Consider the following 23,794-nt stretch of genomic DNA (forward strand, 5'->3'; position numbering starts at 1 on the left):
CATATGACTGTATGATTTAATCTTTTTATTTTTATAACAATATAAATTTATATTAATCACTTTTTGAATATTGGTTAAATTTTTGATTGCTATGTATTAAGAATAATCATCCAATGAGTGAAATGATGCTCATTGGATGGTGTTGAATTATTAAAACTCTATTTGCAACAGGTTATGCTCCAGTAGCTACAGGTATTAATTGTTGATGATGCATATAAAGTTGTTGTGCTTGTGCTTTGTTAACTATTGTTTGAGTTTGTGTGGGCAGCTTGATTAGCCCCAGCATTTTCATTTCTTCGCTACTGAGTGTTTTGTTTAGTGCTTTAGCTGCCTGCCTATTTTGATCTATTTTCATGTCTTGCAACAATTCTGGTGCTAATGTAATTTTTATCCCCCATGCATCTTGTTTATCACTTTCTCTAACTGACAGCAGCATGTATTCAGAATCTTCTTTATCTATGCTGTGAACTATGCTATCTTCCGTGCATTTTACTAGCTTCTCACAGCTTTCTTTTAATGCTTTAATAATAGTTTCTGCTGTTGTTTCACTAGCTAATGTTTCATTATGATATTGCCCTATGCTTTCTTTGCTTGCATTATCTTTAAGTACTGATTTAGTTGTTGATGCAATACTTTTTGCCACACTATTGCCTGTACTTGGAAAGATGTGAATCACAGAACAAAGCATTGCAAAAGCCCATCTGCTAATTGTTTTGATTTTAGTCATTACTTTTGTGGCTTTTGAGATTGTAAAGAGCAGTGTTCTTGTTGCACAAGAGATAGCTCTGAAGATGCCTTGTTCACATTCATTATCAATGTTTTCTTCAACCTGATTTTTTACAAGATCTTGGTATCTCATATTAGCACTAACAGTAGGCTTGCTGTCATCATGTAATGTCAGTAATTCTTCAAGCATGAATTGTAAATATTTTTTGCCTTTATTCCATATCATTTTTTTTTCTTTTTCATCATGTAATTTTTCTATATTTACACTTATTTTTCTAGCAGTGCCTTGATCAATTGCAGGCATTAAATTTTTCCAACTTAGTTTTTGCATTAATAAATTAGTGCTGGCTGTTGATTGAGGTGTTGTTTTATGTGGTTCATATAACTTTGCTATAGTATCAATACTGCTGGATTCTTCTTTCATTTCTAATGTCTGGTCATTAGCATTGGTATCAACTGTAGCATATAATATGGTTTTAGTTGTACTTTTATGCTTCTTGACAATAGGTTTCTTTTTATTATCTTCTAAGATTTTTAATGCTTTTTTATCTGAAGATAAATCAGCTGGTTTTTTACCATCATTGTTTGTTTTATTTGGATCACATTCTGCTTTGCATAACATTTCTAGCAATTCTGTATTGTTTGCTAATGCAGCAACATGTAGTAATGTATTGCCATCACTACTATCTGACCAGTTTTTAATTTCATCAGGATAATCATCTATAATTTGTTGAATATATTCATTTTTAATAGAATTTGTTTTTATTACATAAAGCAAAGATTCTTGCATATCTTGCTTAGCAAGACTTTCTATTGTTGTGTAAGCTGATAGCACTCCTTTTGCTTTAGATGTTGTTAATAGTGTTAATGGAACTGCCAAATCATAGTGTTTATTTGTAAATAATTGTTTAATAATTTTTTCAAAAAATTTTGTACTAACAGTATCTTCATGCATAGGGTTATCTAGCTCATCAATTATAAACACCGTGTTAAGTAATACTTGTATATTGTCTATGCCACCATGTGTTATAACTGCATCTAATATTTGTTTCAGTGATGTATTATCATGATTTGTAATACAGCTAGTGCAAGATTTGATTTTTTCTATTGCTACAACTGCTAGTTTATTTTTATTTTCTATTGCTTTTTTAATGATGTCAGTATTCTTCAAGAAGTCTCTTGCTTCAAGTGCTTCTGATTTAATGATGTCATCCAGTACAGATTTATCCAGTTTATTTGTAGCTAGGTTTTGCAGCATTTGATGCTTAATTTGACCTTCTGTCCATTTACCTATAGTAAAATATTTTGGCCATTTACATACTGCATTAGCATATGTCTTTTGAGTTGTATTATTAAATTGTTCTGTTTTACATTTAGCACTATCATCAACAGCAATGCAGTAATCTCTAAATTCCATTTGTGCAAAAGTATCCCTTAAATCAGGTGATTTATCTGCCATATTTATGAAAAGTTGAATTATATCTGGATCATTAGTGCAACTAGTCATCACTGGGTTTTTGCCAGTCTTATCTAAGGCTAGGTAAGCATCAGGTTTAACTGCATGAATATCAACTAATACTTGCATTGCATGAGAATTGTTTTGCTTAGCTAAGGTATGTAAAGTGTTGTTGCCATCTTTATCAGTTTTGCTTATGTGCTCAGCTAAAACTTTACAATTAGCTGCACTTAATATATCACTCAGTTTTTCTGAACCCTTGTATTTTTCCATAATTGTAGTAAGCACAGTGCCTTTATCAGCAGGCTGTATATACACCACAGCCAATTTTTCCTTTCCCCAAATAGCAGCAGTATTATGTGCTATATCCATAAATGTTTCATCAGTAATTTCTTCTGCTTCTAGAGCATTTCTTATTATTTGATCAAGAAGGACAGCTGGAGGTTTGTATTTTTCTCTATCTTTTAATGATCTAATCATGAGCAAAGCAGCATCTGCATTACCTTCATGCAATGCATATAATATTGGTTGATGAGTATCTGCATTGGATGCAGGAAGTATTAATTTTAATAAATTATCAATAACTACTAATGGTTCATGATTTTCAATAGCTTTGCATAATACTATTGTATGATTATCTACTGGTAATTCACATGGAGTATAGCTATTTTTTTCATCCCAGCATTTCCAGCACTCATTAAACAATTCTTTTTCTTTGTTTATTAATGTAGCTAATGACTCATTTGACTCTGATTCAGATGTTTGTTTTTTAGCAGCTTGATATTCATCATATAAATCAGGTGCATATTTTCTATATTCTTCACTAATTGTATTTTGACAATTAAGGATTTCTCCATTTTTGTTATGTACAGCTTGTATTAGCTCAAGTCTTTTTAAAAATGCTTTACTAAATGCAGTATGTTCATCAAGGCTTTGTAAGTTTTGAATAATATTTTCTCGCTCACTATGTATTCTTGTACACATTTCATTAAATTTTGTGTAACACTCATTTTTGCCATGATCAACCAATAGTGTTACTAATGAAGTGTATTGTGGGTTATTTCTGTCTTGAATATGCTTATTGTTGAGCAATAAAGATAATAATTTAATTCTATCTTCCAGCTTTAAAGCAGTAAAATGCTCTGTGTTGTCATTAATAAATCTCTTAGTGAATTCATACCCATTATCTGTATTGACACAACATGTAAGATTTGTTAGTGCATTATAAAAATCATTGCTGTTAACTTTAGTTAAGGTTAAGCATGTTATTTGACTGCTTTCAACATGCCTTACAAGTTCAGCATTATTTAATATGCAGTACACCATACCTTCATGGAAATCTTCTCTGGCATCAATTTTATATTTATTAGTGAATTCAATAACAATATTGTTAAGTTTTTCTGATTTTTGATTTGTCAGGCATTTTAATATTTTAATAAAATTACTCTTATTTACTGCAATTTTGACTAATGCTTTGCATTCTACACTTTCAGCAATCTTAGCCAGAGTCATTGGTGGTAGTTCTATATCCATAGCTATTTCAATCAATAATTTTTCTTTATTGTTGTCTAGGAGAGATTCTGCTGCATTTTTTCTGCAATGATCAGTTTTACTAAAGAATATACTTAGTTGGTCATATAAGTTTTTATTATAAAGTAGCTCTATAGCTTTAAGTATTGCTGCTTCATCTTGCATAATTCTATGGCGCTTAACACATGTTAATACTAATTGTCTTGTAAGTTTTTCATCATCTGTATGTACATTCCATGCATCTAGGAATGCATCTAGAGATGTATCTACATCTTCTTCTACCTCACTAAGCATTTTTTTTAGATGCACAGACTTTTTCTCATCTTCAGAAGGAATGCTCTCTGCTAAATATTGTTTTTCACACACAGCATCGTGTTTTAATGTCAATTTGTTTTTGAATTTATGCAGTTTTTTTAAGTTATCAGTAGTTAGTTTAAGTAAATCATGCTCCATTACAGCTATTATTTCAGCATTTAGCTCATTAATTCCTGCCAGTTTTTTAGTAATACTTTCATCATTTAACAACAGCAATGCTTCACAGCATTCATTGAGGATATCTTGGTGTTTATCAATTAAACAATGTGCAAATGCTACTCTGACATGGATATGAATATTTTTATTTTTTAAAAATTTATTTATTGTTTCACAATTTGTAAAGTTGTTATCATGCATGCATTGAGCAATCAAAGGCAATGCAATAACTGCAAAAGATGATACTTTATTTTTATCTTTGCGGTTTGTTGTTTGCAATTGCTCCATTAAAGCTGTAAGAAAAAATTCTGGTTTATATGTTTTACTTTGTAGTAAATAATTGAAGATTTTTGCTGCACTATAACTAAAGACTTGTGGAATTACACCACTAATATTGAGGTCAGTATGCCTTTTTTCTAAAGCTATATAAAGATTCACATTGTCAGATTCTAATGCAAGACCCAATGCCTCTTCTTTCTGAAGATTTTCAGCAATACAAGTACATCCTTTATCATGTTTAATGCATTGCACCACTTGACTCATGTATTGCCTTTGTTGCAATAATTGTTCAAAATCATTCTCATTGTAAGTAGATTCATTGGCTAATAGCATTAGTTTGGATCTAAGATCAGCTGCTTCTATATTTGATAGTCCCAGTGTTTTACTATCAAGTTTCATTTCTATTTGCTTTAAGGCAAATTTTACTGGATCATCAATTACTACAATGCATTCATTAATTAGATTGTCAAGTTGTTGCCATGTAGCAACATTTTCTTCTGCTGTCTGGCTTGTGATGGCATCTTGTATTATTTGTTTTAATGCTTCAAAAGAATTTCTATCATGTAACTTATGCAAAGGAAATGCATTAATTGCATCTGGTGCACACCACCTATCTACTTTGTAGTAATTTTTTAGTAAAGCAATAGCTTGATTTTCACTTTGTTTATCAACTATAGCTTCAAAGTATTCTTTTAACTTTGTTGAGTCTGAGCTGTATAATAGTATTTGTATTAATTCTTCTGATGATTCACCACTTATTGTGAATGCTTGAATAGCATATTCATTAAATGCTTTAAGCATATCGTCACTAATGTTACTATTTTCTTCCAATATACTGCTTATACTTCTCAGCATTTTTTGATCTACTGTTACATTTGCATTTAATATTGCATTAAGTATTCCTGTATCATTTGATTGTATTGCTGCCCATAGCAATGATCTGTCAATTCCATAAGAGTAGTTCAATGCTAAATTAATTGCATCATGCCATTTTAGCTCTATTGCTTTATGAAGTAGCATTCTGCATTGATATGCTTTGCAAGATATGAGTTTTATATATTTTAAATTATTAGAGTTATGCAGATGTTGCATTACATTTGCTGTTATTTTGGCACCAAGATTTAGCATGAGTGTAAAGGCTGTAGCATTATCATGCTCTAAAGCAAGCATTAATGCAGTTCTTCCATTGCGATTTTTTGTGTCAATATCAAATCTTTCTGACAGATAACCTAGCTTTCTAGGGGCATTATCTGTTCTTACTGTAGCAATGTTATGTAATAGCAGGAATGGCTCATCATCTTCTTGTAATGCATCATTTATTGCTTCAGTAAGCTCATCTAAGTATAGAGCATTTCCATTTTGAACCATTTGTAAAAGATAGCTTTTGTTTAAAGAAAGATTGTATATAGAAAGCAGATCTTTTATAAAAGAAGGATTATTATGTGAACATACAGCTGATAGTAATTCTTGCCTCTGTTTAGCAGTGAGCATACAGTTAGTATCTATTAGTTTTATTAGCTCACGTATAGCTGTGTCAGGGTAATTATGCTCTAAAGCTGTTATAATATGATCAGGTGTTATTATTTTAGGTAAGCTGCTTGGTAAGTCTTTAATATACTGATCAAAGTGAGATACATTGGGATTTTTCAGTAAACGTAACAATAATTCATGACGTTCATCTAAACTAAGATTTAGTGCAGAACATTTATCGTTATAAGTAGCGTTTTTACTTAATAATATTGTCTCTAGTAATTTTAATAATTTTGAATCTCCAATATTTTTGTTGCCAAAGAGTACTTTGTATTCTATTAATTTATTAAGTAATTTTTGGTCAATAACTTCTTGTACAAAACTTTCTGTAAATGTGCTATCTTTTAATATGCTCATTAGAGCATTACATTCTTCTGGTTTTAGTTGTTTTATAAATTGACAAAGATCTTTTGATGCATTTTTTATTAAAACCTCTAGTAGAAGTTTTTTATCATTGTTTTTCAGAGCATTATATATACTGGCTATATTTACTAATACTTCTTGATTGTTTGTATATTTTGTACATATGCGCTTACATAGTGCACATGAGGCCTCTTCAGAAATGATGGCATGTTTTATGCAATCTGATAAATTAATTCCATTTATAAGATCACATAAACATTGCATATCTACAACACCTAGCCTTGTTGCTATTTCCGCAATATTGTTACCATTATTTTCTAATTCATATTCTAGTATTGTAACAAGCTGAGCGGAATTTAATTTTTGTAATAAGGTACTAAACAATTTTGCAGCAGAATGATACTTTTTATAGTAATCAAGCAATGTTTCTGTATCAAAAAGCTGCTGATCCCATAGACCAATTTTAAGTAATTCATTTTGCAATTCTAATGCAGCAGCACTATTAGCTTCATCAGCAATATCTTGTTGCATTAGATGGTAAACTTTTTTATGTAAACTACCATTTTTTGGCAGTTCTGTTGCAATTTGTTGAAATAAATATTCGCCATAATCTTGATGATATTTTTCTAGTACTAATTTCCATAGAGTGGCATTGTGAGACAGCTTCAATATTTCTATTACACTATCTTTATCTTTATTTATATGACAGATTATTGTATATAAATCATCTTTAGTGATGCTGCCTTTTTTTGCATGAGTAATGCATGTGGTTAGTGTTTTTCCAGCATATTCTGATAACCATACATTATGGCTTCTTAGAATTTGAGCAGTTTGATTTATAACAAGTTCTGCCATATTTTTGTCAATATCTTGACATTCGCAACTTGTGCCATGGATAATTCTAAGCACATAATCTGTGCTATTTTTTGTAGTAGATTCATCATAGAAAGAATTATACAGTGTGTTTAAAATATCTATACTATCTGTGTTAGAAAAGATATTTAGTATGTATTCAGCATCTATTGTATTTATACTAGTTATTTTATTCAATAGTTCTGGCTTATTTTTTGCCAGAAATGTTAGTACAAACTCTAATATATCAGCATCATTAACACAAGCACATGATTCTTTTATGTATTCCAAACAACTTGTATCATTTTTTTCTTCAGCATAAGCAATAAGCATATGACAGTTATGCTGAGCAATTAGTTTACACATTGCATCATCAGCAACATGCATCTCCACTAAAAGTAAAATTTGATCTTTTTTTAGTGCTTTTAATATTTCAGAACATTTAGAACATGAGTTTCTTTCTAATACTAGTTTAAAATTTTCTTTATTTTTTAAGTGTTCAAATGTACTTGATATATTGTGATGCATGAAATTAACTTTACTATCTTCACTTTCACATTGATCCATTGATTCAGGTATTTTTTTATAATCATGTGATGATTTTATTGAAGACTGTAATTTTGCTAGTAGTTTATTAATGACATTTACTGCAGCAGGTTCATTTTGTATATGTTGAATGTATTGTAGTGTTGAAATACAATCTTCAACATTACATGATTCATGTTTTTCCAAGATAAAGCAAACCATTAATTCAGGATATTTTGATGAATCTATATCAGAAAATACAATGCTATGTTTTCCCCACATATCTTTCAGATATGCAGTTTGTTGTTCAGTCAATTTATCTTTATTAATTGACAATGTAATCTTTGCATATTCATTTAATAGTGGATACAGTATATCTTTTTTAATTTTTTCTGCATTATTGATTATATCTTGAATTAATGATAGTTGGTCATCTTTTGCTGAGATTAGTGATAAACATTCTAGAAGTACCCTAATGTTTTGTTTGTTGGGAGTAGGCATGGGAATCATTCTATTATTTAAAAGATTTGCAGTAATAGCAGTAGTAACTTGATCATTCATATCTTTTCTTTCTGATAATTTTGTTATTGCACAATAATTATCTGGTAGTGCTAATTTTGCCCTTTTTGCAATTAATGGACAAATATTCACTCCTTGGAGATTCTCTAAGGCATATGATAGTAATGTTACATCATCTGATTGTTCACTATAATAATCATATGAATATTTCCATTTTGCACGGCGTAAATGCTCAGAGTTTAATAAGTCAAGTAATTGCTTGTCATTACTATCTAGTTGTAAAGATTTTGCAACTAATTTTGCTAAGAAAATTGCACATTCCTCTGATTGATTAGCTAAGGATTCTAATAAAGATAGCGGTAATTTTTTGGCTATTTTTATAGTTTCAGCTGTTATGGGTTTATGCAGTGGAATTAATGCTTTTTTATTATTTGATTTGTTTGCTAAATAGACTGCCAAATCTATTGCTGCATCATCTGCAGGTTCAGAGATTAGTGCAGTGCATATTTCTTCTATATATCCTTGATTAAGATCAATATTTTCAACTATATATTTGAGCATGCCAGATTTTATTAAGTGATTTAACATCTCTTTGTTAGCTGTAGTAAGTATATGCAAGAAAGCTACATTGAAAGAATGCATAGGTAGCAATGAATTTAAGATATGTCTATAATTTTTATTACTTAATTGTTTGAGTAATGCATGTAGCACATTAACATTTTGTGCAGTGCACAGATTTTCTAGATTATCTACTACACAAGATTGCTTGAATAATTCTTGCACTATATCTTCTTTATCCTCTATTTTTTCTCTAGAAAGAGCAGAGATTATACACTCTAGTGTAGATTTTTCTAATGGCACTCCAGCTTTTACAAGTACTTTTACACCATCCCAACAATGAGGTTGTATACGAGTAATATGTCTTAGATATTTGTTTATTTCTTTTATATTTTCATTGCAATAACTACCATCTATTTGTTTTTTAATGTATTGCATTATGCAATCAATAACTTGATTTACAATTATACTATCACGATAGTTTAAGCCAATGTATTGTAAAGTTTCTAATACTTGATTAATATCTGTTGAGTTAATAGTATGTTCAATGAATTCACGTATTGATTCAATATTTTCAGCAACATTAATGAATGCAATAACTACATCTTTCCAGCTTTTTGTAAACAAAAATGGTTCTTTTTTAGCAATACTAATCATAGGTTCTATGATTCCATATGTATTTAGTCTGTCATAATTATTGAATGCACAAACTGCAAGTTTGGGTATAATACTTGATTGTTTAATTTTAAGCTTAATTAGATTGTTAACTATATTAGTAATAAGTTCTTCAGATAACTTGATTGATGGAGTAGTGAGCAAATATTCCCATAGTAACAATTCCTGACAAGCATTATGTGGCACTGTATTATGCAGTAGTAGTGGTGATGATGATAGTGTGCCACTAGAGTCTACATTAATTTTATGGTCTATAATATTTAATACTTCTTGTATGCATCCTTCTGCTGCTGTGCTAAAGTGTGGAAACATTTCTGCTAGTTTATCATAAATTGCACACTTTAACCCATAATGATCAGTATTAATGCAGTCATGAACTAAGATAATGGCAATAGCAGGATTGTATTTTGCAAATTTTACAATATCTAAATGACCACTACAAATTCTTGTAGCAAGTTGATTATAGTCTGCTCCATCTAATAACTTAGGTATTAAGTCGCTATAAAAGTGACTAGTCTCTATACACTCTTCAATATCAAATAAATTTTTTAATAATTCAATTTTTTGTTTACTATCTGTTTGTTCTATGACATTCCTTAAATATGATTGCAAGTCTTTTGATTCAGTAGATTCAGCAAGCAGCATTGCATAAAGTATATTATCACTTGGTTCATTGCTTGATGTACACTCTTTATGTGTTCTTCCCCACATGATTGATAATACATTATTAATTAATTGTGTATCACTTACATTATTAAGTATTATTTTAAGAAAGTCTTGTTCACTAATGTTGTTTAGTATGTAATCTATTTGTTCAGGTAGTCTATTACTGCTATAAGCTTTATTAACTATAGACATAATATATTGATGCTTATTATGTAATGAATTAGAAGAAAAATGTGCAATTATAACAGGAATTTTTGTTGATGATTTTACGCTCTTTTTTTGGCTATCTGATAGTTTGTATGCAGTTTGTGCACTATCTATATCTATATCATCATATTCTTCAATGATTACTTGCGCTACTGTTGTTCCAGTTGATACTTTTTTATATTTCATATTGCCAAGTGCAAATTCAGCAGATATTGGCAGTGACAATAAAAACAACTCATCTTCTTTGTCAAATTCTTCATTTAATAATTTGATGAGATTGTTATGTAAGGCAGATTTTCCATAATGAGATGCCATTTTTCTTACATCATTTATTAAAGATTGATCAAATTTTTCTGAGCTACTACCATTCAAACATAAAAGAGCATCATTTAAGCAATCCATTTGAGCTCTTACATTAGCTTGATCTGTATTATTATTTTTTGTCAGCTCTGTTAAAAGATTTGTCACATCAGAAGCTGTGTAATCTTTCTTAGATAATTTTTCATTTTGAAGTTTGGCAGTTACATATTGTGCTGTTTCAAGGAATGGTTCACTTACTTTGTGGGCAAATTCTAAAATATTCTCTGGTGTATCTTTAGCTAATACTCTGCATAATAATAATAATCTACCAGAAAGTAAGTCATCATCTGACATAAGACTTTTATATTCAGTAGTTATATTTTGATTAATTTTTTCTATTTGTGCAACAGCTGTTAATTTTTGCAGTAATTCTATGTCTCTATTTATAAATGCTGCTTTAGCTAAATTATCTATTCCCAAAAATAAGAAATATTCAGTAATATTATTATTTAAATTTTGTTGTTCTAATTTTTCCTGTGTGTTCTTTACAAATTGGAGTAATTTATGATCTTGTGGGTGTTGCTCCAGTTGTTGTTTAGTAAGTTCTCTTATACATTTATCATCTATTAGATTTTCTTTACATAGTTCATGCACAGCACACCAGTTAAGACAATGAAAATTATTTCTATATAGTTCTACTTCTTTAGTTTGTGAATGGTCACCAGGAAGTTTCCTTATGCAATATTCACTATCTTCAAAAGTTATAGTAAATAATTCTTGAATATTTTTAACCCCTAGACATCTTAAATTTTTGATTAAATTTTTAATTTGTTGTTCTGTGCAGAATGTATTTCCTGCTAATATTTTCAACACTAGTTCACATGCAAGTTCTTTAATATAATCATTATTTAATTCCAGAAATTTAGTTATAGTAGTGTTTAATGATATCTCACATTTTAGTAAGGTTGTGATAATTGCAGCAGCTGTGTCATTGTTATTGTCATTTTTATATTGATAATTTTCTTGCAATGCGCTACAAGTTAATGGCATTTGAGTAAGGCAATTGATTAGCATAGTTCGGTTAAGCAGGGCATCAGTCATGCTAATTGCTCTAACAAAGTCACTTCCTTTGTGAAGAAGATGTAATATTTTATTTATTATTGCTTTATCATCACTGCCTTTTATTTCATGTAATAGGGCATCCCAACTACAATCATCTCTTGCACATACTAGTTTAACAGCATCAGGGATAGCACTTTTTGCTACTATTTCCATGCAATCAACACTTGGATTTTTAACATTTTGTATTGCTGCACAATAAAATGCCTTTTTTTGCCAGCTGTGAAAAAACTTATTATATTGTGTGGCTAGCCTTACAATATATTCAATGTTATCAGCATCTTGTATAAGTAAAAATTCTGCCAAAATATTTTGAGGTATGCTATTTAAAATATTGACTACACAATGTTCTTCATCAAGTTTGATAGCTAAATCTAGCAGATGCTTGAAGTCTTGCATAAATTTTTGTTTTTGATAGCTGTCTATAGACATAGCTATTTTATCTCTATTTTTGTGCAACAAATCAGGTATAAGCATTTTTCTTTCTGCTGACAGTGATACTGATGTTGAGATGTCTAGCAAAGAATTCCAACTAATGTATTCTTTGTCCAACATCATGTTAGCAGTCTTTTTCCAATTGTGTGATATAGCAGTATATAAAATTCTTTGTAAATTATTGCCTGAAATCATTGCAAGTGTACTAATTATCTTTTCTAGCAAGCTATCTAATGCAGCATTATTTATATCTGAAGGTGTTGTATTTAAAATATTAATTGCAACTTGTGCAAGCAATTCTTGATTATCTGTATTTGCATTAAATGAAAGCAAGTGCAAAAGACCATGAACATACCTGATGTTTTCTTCTGCATTTAGTTTTTTACATGAAAGATTTATTGCTTGTTGTGCTAATGCATTTTTTTGCTCTGCAATGATATCTAATGCCTCATAGTTTCTATGTTTTAAGGCGTTATCAATGATTTGAACAACAATATCTAATAATTCATCTTCATTTTGTTGATCATGGATATTTATTATTTTCTCAATAAATAACTCTAGATTTCTAGTGTTAGATTGATTGATGATGCAGAAATCAAACGCTGTTTGACCATAAATATTTTTTTTAGCTAGAAAATTTTTAATATCTTGTACTGTTGTTATTTGCTCTAATAATCTTTTTAATAGTTTTGTATTTTCCAGTGTATGTGCATAATGTAGAGCAGTATTTCCTGTGCTATCAGTTGCCCTATGCTCAATAGTTAATTTTTCAGATCTTAATTCTAGAATCTTGCAAGCTGTATTGACATTTCCTGCTTTAGCAGCAGCCACTAATACAGTTTCATCTTTTTTATTTTTTACATTAAATTGTTGTGTGTTTTGCATATCCATGCATTTTACAGTGCATGCAAATTGTTCTGGGCTAGCATGCCTTGCTACAATGTGCAATACAGTATCTTGAGTATCTTGACAAACAACAGGGTTTTGTTTTTTTAATAAAGTCTGCAAAATTTCTGTATATTTTTCTAGGTCATCTGGTTTATTATGTACTAACAACAATGTCATCTTATTTTTCTCATTATGTGTTTTTGGTATAAATTTATCATTTTTAAAAAGTATAGATGTTAACTTTAGATAGTTATTTTCAATTAAATACTTTATTAAATTTTCATCATTTTCATCACTTGTAAGATCATCCAAGATACTTGAATCATCTGCAATATCGACACTTTCCAGCTTTTGGGTTAATAAATCAACAGCAGATGCTGCATTTTTACCTTCTAGTATTTGTGTTTTATATTCTAAAAGTTCTTTTTGCAGATTTTCTGTTGTTTGTGGTGAGCCAAAACCATCAACCATATCATCATCTACATCCTCAACAGAATCATTTTTGTATGAATATTGTCTTATATAATTAGCAATATTTATATTACCAGATTTTTTTGTATCTAAAGTAGTTACTGTAGAGATGTTTTCAAGGGCATCATGCCATTCCTCTTTATGTGCTGCTGAGTCTCTTTGGTTGTCAGTTATTGCAGTACTAGTAGGTGATTTTTCTTCAGAATTATCCTCTGCACTATCCAGTTATTGCAGTACTAGTAGGTGATTTTTCTTCAGAATTATCCTCTGCACTATCGTTTGCATCTTGTATTACTTCTTCAAGTCTCTCTTGTATAGTATTTTCATGATATTTCAAATTTTCAGTATTTTTGCTAGATGATGAGTCTCTTTCGTTGTCAGTTATTGCAGTACTAGTATGTGATTTTTCTTCAGAATTATCCTCTGCACTATCGTTTGCATCTTGTATTACTTCTTCAGGTCCCTCTTGTATAGTAGTATCTGTTTTCATTTGATCTGCAGCAGATCCAGTAACATCTGCAGCAGTATTACTCACATTTTCTTTGGTAACATTTTCTGTTTTTTCCCCATCTATTTCTTCATTTAGTTCAGTATTTTCATGATATTTCAAATTTTCAGTATTTTTGCTAGATGATGAGTCTTCTTGGTTGTCAGTTATTGCAGTACTAGTAGGTGATTTTTCTTCAGAATTATCCTCTGCACTATCACTTATATCTTGTGTTTGTGTATTATTTTTGTTTATTCTGTGCAACTCTATTTGCATATCTTGAACTGCACTGTCTCTAAAGTCTCGAATTACAGGTATTTCCACACCTTTTTCCCATACTTCTATTCTGGATGATAATTCTGCATGTACCAATTTGCCTATATAATTATTTTCATCTAGTGCAATTTGATTACCTCTTTTATCTACATACACAAATTTTGGTTTTCCTCTGGTTGATAAAGTATAATTTGAATTTTTGCTGATTTCTTCAATTTGAAGATAATTTGCTAGTTTTTCTAGCATGTTTGTTCCAGATACTTTACTAGATTCATCTGTTTTATCATTTTGTGAAAGCCCATTATGACCAAAAATAGAAGCATTGCATGCTCCTGCTAAGACAACTACACAATCTTTTTCATCACGGAAATTAAACAACCTAATATAGTCAGATTTATTGTATGCTGAAAAATTTTCATTTTTTGATAAAACTATACGATAATCAATATTATTAGTATCCAACCTTTCTTGTTCCGGTTTTTTTGGCATATCAAATGGATCAAAAATTACCATTCTTATGTTTGGGAAGTTATTTTCTTGTAACAACTCAGGGATTACTTTTTTTGCTAGTAGTTCTTTGATGCTATTTTCGCGTTTTCTATCTCCTGCAAATATTCCTGCACCTATGCCAGGAATATTAACTAATGCCTTCTTCCCTTTTTCACCTGCACTGTGATTAATGGATTGCAGCATTGGCAGTAAACGACTTTTTGCAAGTTTAATATACCCTTCCTTATCAAGGTCACCATCTTCTTTTGCAAGCTTTGTATCAGTATGCCTAGTATCTTCCATATTGCTAAGTAATGCTAATACAAGATCTATATTCATCCTGTTTTTTTCTTCAAGTGCCACACAAGGTCTTTTATGGTTTATGGTAGTAAGATCTTTAACTGTAATATTGAGCAACATAAGTGCGTCATTTTCTTCAGTATCTCTATACTCTTTTTTAGGATTGCTTTTACTGGCAAGTAATGCACGCACAGCCCATAGTTGATCACTGTCTAAATTTTTCTCTAAAATTTCTTGTATTTTTTCTGCAAATTTACGATGATTATTTTGTGCATGCTGATAATTTTCAGCTTTTTTCCACATTGTTTCAATGCTATCTACACTTGTTTCATTAAGATAGTCCATAAACAATATTCCATGGTAGAAATATCTACTTTTCTCTAAAAGAATTTTTTCTAATTCTTGATCATTTACACCTTGTTTTATACTGTTAGATAATTTATTATGTACTTTTTTATACATTTTATTTATTTTTTCAACAGAATCTAATGAAACTATAGTTAATAATGGACTGATGACCTCTGGCATTATGTCTACCAAATTATATTAATATTTACTAATTAAAGTTTATTTTAACTATATGTAAAATTTCTGCAAACATTTTTTACTTCTAAAAAACATATTAGTGTATTTATAATTATTTATTAATTTGTCTATACTCTTATTTATTTTTTGAAACGTGCTGTTATACTCATTATTTGAGATATTTAGAGCAGAATAATATTTCTATAGCACAAATTATTTAATTGCATTATAATTATCTATTTATTTTATTTTTTATATTTGGCCAATGAATGATTATGGCAGAAAAACTTAAAAAGTTTTATGTGAAGACATATGGTTGCCAGATGAATGTATATGATTCTATGGTAATAGGCAATATTATGAAACAAGAAGGCTATGAAATGTGTGACAGCCTTGCAGAAGCAGACTTAATTGTTGTTAATACTTGCCATATTCGCAAAAAGGCAACTGAAAAAGTCTACTCAGAGCTTGGTCGCATTAAAATGGTTAAAAAGTTTGGTGCAATAATTGTGCTGGCTGGATGTGTTGCTCAAGCAGAAGGTGAGCTTGTTTTTACTAGAATGCCATTTGTAGACTTTGTGGTAGGTCCTAGAAATATACATCAAATACCAAGCTTAATAAAAGCAAAGGATAATAATATGGCTTTGGATTTTTCTGTAGATCCTAAATTTGATTACATTGAGCAAGATGCCATACCCAGTACTATATCTGCATTTTTAGCTATTCAAGAAGGTTGTGATAAATTTTGTTCTTTTTGCGTGGTTCCATATACACGTGGTTCAGAATACTCACGTCCTGTTATGGATGTATACATGGAGGCTGTAAGTCTAGCACGACATGGTGCAAGTGAGATTATTTTGTTAGGTCAAAATGTTAATGCATATCATGGTTTAGATGAGAATGGGGAGGCACAGTCATTAGGGTGGTTGATATCAAAAATTGCTAGGATTAAAGAGATAAAAAGAATTAGATATGTTACTTCTCATCCAGTTGATATGCATAGTGAATTGTATGATGCACATAGAAATGAATCAAAACTTATGCCATTTTTGCATCTTCCAGTACAATCTGGCTCTGATGCAGTCTTAAAGCATATGAATAGAAGATATAATTATGATACATACATGCAAGTTATATATAAACTGTGTGAGTGTAATCCAGATATAAAATTTAGCTCTGATATTATAGTTGGCTTTCCAGGTGAGAGTGATATAGATTTTGCTATGACAATGAAATTAGTTGAGTGTGTTGACTTTATTCAGTGTTTTAGCTTTAAATATAGTCCACGCCCAGGAACACCTGGTGCTGATTTTGACAATCAAGTACCAGAGCATATTAAAGATGAGAGGTTGAAGATATTGCAGAAAGTTTTAAACGATAAGCAGATTGCTTTTAATAATAAAATGATTGGCAGATCATTAGATATTCTTTGTTTATCAAATGATGCAAAAAATCAGAATTGCATGTTAGGCAAAACACCATACTTTCAGACTACAAGAATTATTAATGCCAACAATAAAAATTGTAGATTAGGTGATGTGGTCAAGGTTAGTGTTACTAAGGCATATCAAAATAGTCTTGATGCGATCATACATGGAGTTTAGTTGTGTAGAATTTTATATTACTATATATACTTAACTTATTTAATATTTTATAATATATTTAACTATTAACAGTTTGCTTGATGATTAATGATAAAAATTTACACTCTAATTCCCCTCCACCACTAAATGCTTTAGCTTTTTTACTCTATTTTATCAGACCATATAGATTATATTTTGCCTTAATGTTTATATGCTTCTTAGCTAGCGTAGTTGACAGAACAGTGGTTCCATATTTATTTAAAATAATTATAGATAAAATAGAATTATGCACTACTGACAAAAATGATGTTTTTTTTTCTGTTGTTTGGAATATTGGTTTTGTAGTGTTCCTATCTTTTATGCTAGAGATTTCTTATAGAATTAAAGGTTTTATAGAGGCTAAGATAATGCCTGCTTTTCAGGCTGATATGCGTATGAAATCAACCGTGTGGCTTCAGCGTTATCCAATGAGTTATTTTATTAATAACTCTACTGGATCCATAGCAAGCAGAATTAACGATATGCCACGTAGTTGTGATGAGATATTAAGCACTATGATAGAGGTTGTGGTGCCAGTATTTTGCACTGCACTAGTTTCATTGTTTATGTTTGGTTCTATAAGTTATTATTTAGCATTGTTTTTTTTGGGATGGTTTGTTTTACATATATCAGTAACATTGTTTTTTACTAAACAGTGTATGAATCATGCTGGAATGCATGCATATGATGTTAGCAAGTTGCAGGGCGTTATAACAGACAGCATGCATAATATTTTTAATGTGAAAATGTTTGCACGTAATAGCTATGAGTCTTCTTATATTGCTAAATACCAGAAGAAAGAGTATGCAAGTCATAATAAGGTTATTAACCATACAGAAAAGACAAAAATGGTCTTGGGTGTTTTAACTTCTTTTGAGTATGGTGGAATGTTAATAATTTCACTGTTTGGTTGGAAAAAAGGATTTATGAGCATTGGTGATGTAGTGTTTGTATTTAATATAGCAACAAACATGATAATGTTGGCATGGTGGCTTGTATTAGAAATGCCATTTTTTTTTCGTAATTTTGGTATTTTGCAGCAAGCATTAAGTGTTTTTAAGACTTCAGCATCAGATCATTTAGATAAAGAAGGTGGGAAGAATCTTATTGTTACTAATGGTGCTATATCTTTTACTGATGTTAATTTTGGATATCTAAAGGGTAGAAATGTTTTTGATAACTTAAATGTTGTAATAGAGCCCAAGACTACTATAGGATTGGTTGGATCTTCAGGGAGTGGGAAGAGTACATTTATAAATTTACTGCAAAGATTTTATTGTCTTAATGCTGGAAAGATAAAAATAGATGATCAGGATATTGCTAGTGTTAGTATTGGATCATTGTCTAGTAATATAGCTGTTGTTCCACAAAATGTAACATTATTTAATCGTAGCATTGCAGAAAATATAATGTGTGCCAATCCTAATGCTACCTATGATGATATGCTGATGGCTACTAAGAAAGCTTGTTGTCATGATTTTATTATGAATACTGAGTATGGCTATAATAGCTTGATAAGTGATGTGGCAACCAATTTATCAGGTGGACAAAAGCAGCTTATCGGCATAGCTAGAGCAATTATACATAATGCACCTATATTAATATTAGATGAGGCAACTTCAGCCTTGGATTATGTAACTGAGATGAAAATTAGAAATATTATAAGTGACTTGATGATAGATAAGACAGTTATTGTTGTAGCACATAGGCTTAGTACAGTTACTAAGCTTGATCGTATATTGGTGTTTAACAATGGTAAAATTGTAGAAGATGGTACACATTCTGGTTTGCTTTCATATAACTCACACTATTCTTTGCTTTGGCATACACATAATAATGGATTTATACTGTAATCTATTCTTAATAAAGATTTATTATAGTTTATTATTAGATTGAAAATATATATAATTATATGGCAAGGGTGCAACCCATAAAAGATTATAGTAGTCACTCAGTTTCAGTTTGGGATTCATTAAAGCATTACACTAAGGGCACAGCCAACAGAGTGCCAAATATAGTAAATGATGCCCTGATACATGCATTATGTGCTAGTGATGGTTATCGTACAACAGGAGATATACACTTGTCTAGGGCAGATATCAAGATGAATCTTTTGACTTCTGGATTTTTACGTACACTTAATGAACGAATTCTTAGTCCTAGGCATTACAATAATTTTGAGTTTCGTTGGATAAGGCATCAAGGAATGATCAGGTTATCATTATTGTACTATAAAAATAAAAGATCTATGCCAAAGATTGTTCCTGGTAAGTATATTGCTAATATGCCAGGGTTTGATTTCACTGGTTATAAAAAACTTTTGCATAAGATGGAAAAAAGTGCCTCATTTTTGTATCTTGGTGCAAAACAACGTGAGCTTGAAACAGGTACACCTGTGTTAACTTTTAAAGCAAGTAGAATTGATTTTATTAAGCCATATGTTAAATCTCGTTTAGCTAGTGAATTTGCATACAGGCATATTTATGACAGAGTCAGTGATGTTGCACATGTTGATAAATTACGCACCAATATAGCTAGGTTTATATTTTATACTCCATTGCTTTTGATACCACTGATTGGATGGCTAATCATATACATTTCTGAAAAATACAATGCTATGAATGATGTCTCGGCATTTTTTGGTCCTTATTCAACACAACTATATGTTGCAGAGAATTTTGCTAATATGTATTCTGCTATGCAGCCAGATAATAAGGCAAGATATAATGCAATTACGAGAATACAATTAAGTGATTTAGAGTCTCCTTCTGATGAAGAATTGCGCTATATTAATGAAGAGCTGTATGGTAATAAAACAGCAGATTCAGCTGCCATGGAATCTAGAAATAGAACAAGAGTAGATTCTTATGGTGCCTCATATGATAAAAGAGCAGCAGATCTGTCTGTGCATAGTGTTAGAGATAAGCCAAGAGATTCTGCTAAAGAGATTGGTAGACTAAGAGAAAGAAAAATGCATGTTGCTACAAATAGATATAATAATGCTGCAAAACATGATTTTTATAGTGATAAATATCCTAATGAAGTTTTGTCAAAAGGTGAGTATATTGATGTGGATAAAAATACACAAAAAATAAGAAGAAATAATCGGAATGAATAAAATAATTATTATTGTATCAGTGGTTGCAGTTACTCTTTATTATTTTTTTACTTTTAAATTGTGGTTGAGGTTTAATAAAAAGACACTTAGTTATGCTGCTGCATGGTTGGTTATTATTTTTCTATCAATAATACTTTACGTTCATAAGAGTAGTGTGCTGAATAATTCATTGGTAGCTGCTATTTCCCCATCTAAAGGCTACCATACTTTAAGAGAAGCAGTGTATTATAAAGCAAATGATGGACATTTTTATATAGATGCATTTGTAGGAAGGGTTAAAATTAAATTTATTGTGGATACTGGTGCATCAGGAATTGCAATAACTCCTGATGATGCTATTCGCTTAGGTGTTTCATTAAGTAGTTTGCATTTTACTGAAGATTATGAAACAGCATCAGGGACAACTAGGGCTGCACCAGCAGTAATACCAATGATGAGAATAGGTGATTTTGTATTAAAGGATGTAAAGGTTTCTATTAATGAAAGCCCAAGCAGCATTTCATTGATGGGTATGAGTGTTTTAGAAAGATTTAACATTCATATTAGTAATGAGAAAATTATTTTATCACAGTAAGTAGTGCTGATGATTTTTTTGAGATAGTTTTGCAGTTATTCTGTTGCTAGGCATGTCAATTCTCTGACTATTTTTGGATTGCGTGCTGCAAGTGTTTCATTAACAGCTTGCACAGGAGTGTTTGTTGGATTAATTAGCAGATTTTCTTTTTCTCCCATTTCTGCTTGTTTTGCTATTTTGATCATTGTAGCAATAAAATTATCAAGTGACTCTTTGTTTTCTGTTTCAGTTGGCTCTATTAGCATTGCACCATTAACAATTAGTGGGAAATAGATTGTCATTGGGTGTATGCCATTTTGTATAAGTGTTTTTGCAATATGGTTTGCTGTAATTCCATATTTTCTTTGTTTTGCATCTGTTATTAAGCATTCATGTGCACATGTTTTGCCAAATGGAACATGATAGTGTTTCTGTAGTTTGTATAGTATATAGTTTGCATTTAATAAGGCATCTTCAGAAACTTGTTTTAAGCCATCTAGTCCACAGGACATTATATATGCTAAGGCACGTACAATGACTGTAAAATGTCCATGGAATGCTTTTAAACGGCCAGCAGAATTTTTCTTTTTAGTTACTAGTGAATATTTTCTTAGTTTTTTTACTACATATGGTATGGGAAGAAAATTTTTTAATTCTTCTGAGACTGCTAATGGGCCACAGCCTGGACCGCCACCACCATGTGGAGTTGAGAATGTTTTATGGAGGTTAAAGTGCATAACATCAGTGCCAAAATCTGCTGGTTTTATTTTGCCAACCATAGCATTAAAATTTGCTCCATCACAGTAAAGATATGCTCCAGCTTTTTTTATTATATTGCTAATTTGTAGTATATCTGCATCAAATACACCACATGTACTTGGAACTGTTAGCATTACTGCTGCTGTGTTAGCATTTATTGCATTGCTTAATATTTCTACATCAACCATGCCATTTTTATTAGATTTTATTGTTGTTATGCTATACCCACACATAGCAGCAGTTGCAGGATTTGTGCCATGTGCACTATCTGGTATGATAACAGTCATTTTTTCCCTTCCTGCATTTTGATGTGCTTTTTGTATGACTTTCAACCCAGCAAGCTCTCCATGAGCACCAGCTGCAGGTGATAATGTGACATGTGGTAATCCACTAAGTTCTGCTAGATATTTTTGCATTATATACATAGCCTCAAGCGCACCTTGAACAGATGATTCATCTTGTAGTGGGTGTATATCTGTGAATTCTGCCATATTAGCTATTTTATCATTAAATTTTGGGTTGTATTTCATTGTGCATGAGCCTAGTGGGTATATGCCTGTGTCTATGCTATAATTTAGCTTTGATAATCTTGTAAAATGTTTTATGATTTCTGGCTCACTTAATTCTGGTAACCCAATATTTTTTCTTGCCGGCAATCCAGTGCGTGTTTTGACATTTTTTGTTTCTGGCAGATCTACACCAACAGAGCCTTTTTTATTATAGTCATATATAATTTTTTCATTATATAAAAGTGGATGTTGTTTGCTCATATAATTAAGTACATCATGCCTAATATGCCATTAAGTATTACTCATTCTTTTTTTTTGTCAAGAAATGCATTGTGTTGTTATTTAATTAAGTATATTTATAAATTATTTTGTTTTTAATTATTTGTTAATAGCGTTGCATAAAAGACTCTGTTATATAGTAATTATTTATTATTTTTTATGTATTCTCTCTATTGTGTTTATAGTGCTGTATATACATTAATTATAAACATTAATCACTATATAGAATTAATTTTTAGCATATGCTATAATTTTATACACTGACGTTATGATTACGTCAGCTATTTATAATTATAAATGGTAGTAAAATGTTTAATGATCATTCTAATGACCACTCAAAACATGCTAAATCCTTACTGTATAATCTTGGTGAAGACAATGATGATACAGCAGATAGTGGTTTTAATTCTGTACCAAATGTTAAGCCTATTGCTAAACCATATCTTCATCCCACTGTTGTATTAACACCAGATGCTACTACAACAGACACAGCATCAACAGATGCAACTGATATTAGGCATCATGAACCAGTAATAGATACAGGTGGCAGTATTAATTCTAATCCCACTGATGTATTAACACCAGATGCTACTACAATGGCAGCATTAACAGATGCAACTGATATTAGGCATCATGAACCAGTAATAGATACAGGTGGCAGTATTAATTCTAATCCCACTGATGTATTAACACCAGATGCTACTACAACAGACACAGCATCAACAGATGTAAATTATAATCAGCCAAATTATATATTTCTTGGCAATTATTTTAACAAAGCTTCTACGGCATCAATATCAGAGCCAGTGGATGATTGCATAATGCATATGCTTGATGCAAATGAACCTAGTGAATCTGGTACAAAGTTTTTATTTTCTCAAGGCATTGATGGTGGGTGTGAAAAGTTTATGGAAACTGGGTCAGTGTCATTAGATCATAGGAGTAACTTTATTTTTACTAGCATAGCCAATCTTGATGATGATATAGCATTAACTAGAGTTAATTTTAGCGATGGAAAGATTTACATTGCAAATATTTTTTGCCATAAAGACAGTGATGTACATGTACATGCTTCACTAGATTCTTTTGATGTTAAGGATAGTTATTATATGCATGACATAAATAGAGTGGAAATTATGGCTGTACACAATGAGCCCGTTATAGATGGAATAGATATGCATCAAGATGTATGTTTTTCTTTAGAGCCTTTTAGTACTGTTAATTCATTGCATGAAGAAAATTCTCTTAGCATTGCATTTACATTATTAAATATAGTTTAATTTAATATACTTTATTAGTAGATAAAG

At 30.6% G+C, this 23,794-nt stretch carries 8 protein-coding genes; 5 read left to right on the forward strand and 3 right to left on the reverse strand.

Going from position 1 to position 23,794, the window contains the following annotated elements; all coding sequences use genetic code 11:
- Positions 1 to 172: 172 nt before the first annotated feature.
- Positions 173 to 13,570 (reverse strand): hypothetical protein, encoded by a 13,398-nt coding sequence (locus AABI72_RS04700; RefSeq protein ID WP_338364911.1) that lies wholly within the window; start codon positions 13,568 to 13,570, stop codon positions 173 to 175.
- A gap of 217 nt (positions 13,571 to 13,787) precedes the next feature.
- Positions 13,788 to 15,650, reverse strand: coding sequence for a hypothetical protein (locus AABI72_RS04705; protein ID WP_338364913.1), 1,863 nt, complete (start codon positions 15,648 to 15,650; stop codon positions 13,788 to 13,790).
- Between the two features lie 272 nt (positions 15,651 to 15,922).
- On the opposite strand from AABI72_RS04705, the gene miaB reads away from it, so the two are divergent.
- The 4 genes from miaB (at position 15,923) to AABI72_RS04725 (ending at position 20,961) form a co-directional block, all read left to right on the forward strand.
- Positions 15,923 to 17,251, forward strand: a complete 1,329-nt coding sequence (miaB, locus tag AABI72_RS04710; protein ID WP_338364915.1) for a tRNA (N6-isopentenyl adenosine(37)-C2)-methylthiotransferase MiaB — start codon at positions 15,923 to 15,925, stop codon at positions 17,249 to 17,251.
- An 80-nt stretch (positions 17,252 to 17,331) separates the two neighbouring features.
- Positions 17,332 to 19,122, forward strand: a complete 1,791-nt coding sequence (locus AABI72_RS04715; protein ID WP_338364917.1) for an ABC transporter ATP-binding protein — start codon at positions 17,332 to 17,334, stop codon at positions 19,120 to 19,122.
- 59 nt (positions 19,123 to 19,181) lie between these two features.
- The gene (locus tag AABI72_RS04720; RefSeq protein ID WP_338364919.1) at positions 19,182 to 20,387 is read left to right on the forward strand and encodes a hypothetical protein; all 1,206 of its coding nucleotides are present in this window, start codon (positions 19,182 to 19,184) and stop codon (positions 20,385 to 20,387) included.
- Positions 20,380 to 20,961 carry a TIGR02281 family clan AA aspartic protease gene (locus AABI72_RS04725; RefSeq protein ID WP_338364921.1) on the forward strand — a complete coding sequence of 194 codons (582 nt, stop codon included), beginning with the start codon at positions 20,380 to 20,382 and terminating at the stop codon, positions 20,959 to 20,961. The genes AABI72_RS04720 and AABI72_RS04725 overlap by 8 nt, the downstream gene beginning before the upstream one ends.
- 35 nt (positions 20,962 to 20,996) lie before the next feature.
- Here AABI72_RS04725 and gcvPB read toward each other — a convergent pair whose 3' ends face one another.
- A complete protein-coding gene (gcvPB, locus tag AABI72_RS04730; RefSeq protein WP_338364923.1) occupies positions 20,997 to 22,469 on the reverse strand; it encodes an aminomethyl-transferring glycine dehydrogenase subunit GcvPB in 1,473 nt (490 codons plus the stop codon).
- Between the two features lie 326 nt (positions 22,470 to 22,795).
- Between gcvPB and AABI72_RS04735 the strand changes: the two genes are divergently transcribed.
- Positions 22,796 to 23,767 (forward strand): hypothetical protein, encoded by a 972-nt coding sequence (locus tag AABI72_RS04735; RefSeq protein ID WP_338364925.1) that lies wholly within the window; start codon positions 22,796 to 22,798, stop codon positions 23,765 to 23,767.
- Positions 23,768 to 23,794: the final 27 nt, after the last annotated feature.

It is taken from the genome of Candidatus Xenohaliotis californiensis, assembly GCF_963930935.1.
Lineage (GTDB): Bacteria > Pseudomonadota > Alphaproteobacteria > Rickettsiales > CAWVOK01 > Xenohaliotis > Xenohaliotis californiensis.

Excerpts from the sequence above, each read along its gene's own strand:
- AABI72_RS04700 (WP_338364911.1), bottom strand. The coding sequence starts at position 13,570 with ATGGTTGATGGTTTTGGCTCACCACAAACAACAGAAAATCTGCAAAAA.
- AABI72_RS04720 (WP_338364919.1), top strand. The coding sequence starts at position 19,182 with ATGGCAAGGGTGCAACCCATAAAAGATTATAGTAGTCACTCAGTTTCA.
- gcvPB (WP_338364923.1), bottom strand. The coding sequence starts at position 22,469 with ATGAGCAAACAACATCCACTTTTATATAATGAAAAAATTATATATGAC.
- AABI72_RS04715 (WP_338364917.1), top strand. The coding sequence starts at position 17,332 with ATGATTAATGATAAAAATTTACACTCTAATTCCCCTCCACCACTAAAT.
- AABI72_RS04735 (WP_338364925.1), top strand. The coding sequence starts at position 22,796 with ATGTTTAATGATCATTCTAATGACCACTCAAAACATGCTAAATCCTTA.
- AABI72_RS04725 (WP_338364921.1), top strand. The coding sequence starts at position 20,380 with ATGAATAAAATAATTATTATTGTATCAGTGGTTGCAGTTACTCTTTAT.
- miaB (WP_338364915.1), top strand. The coding sequence starts at position 15,923 with ATGGCAGAAAAACTTAAAAAGTTTTATGTGAAGACATATGGTTGCCAG.
- AABI72_RS04705 (WP_338364913.1), bottom strand. The coding sequence starts at position 15,650 with ATGCCAGAGGTCATCAGTCCATTATTAACTATAGTTTCATTAGATTCT.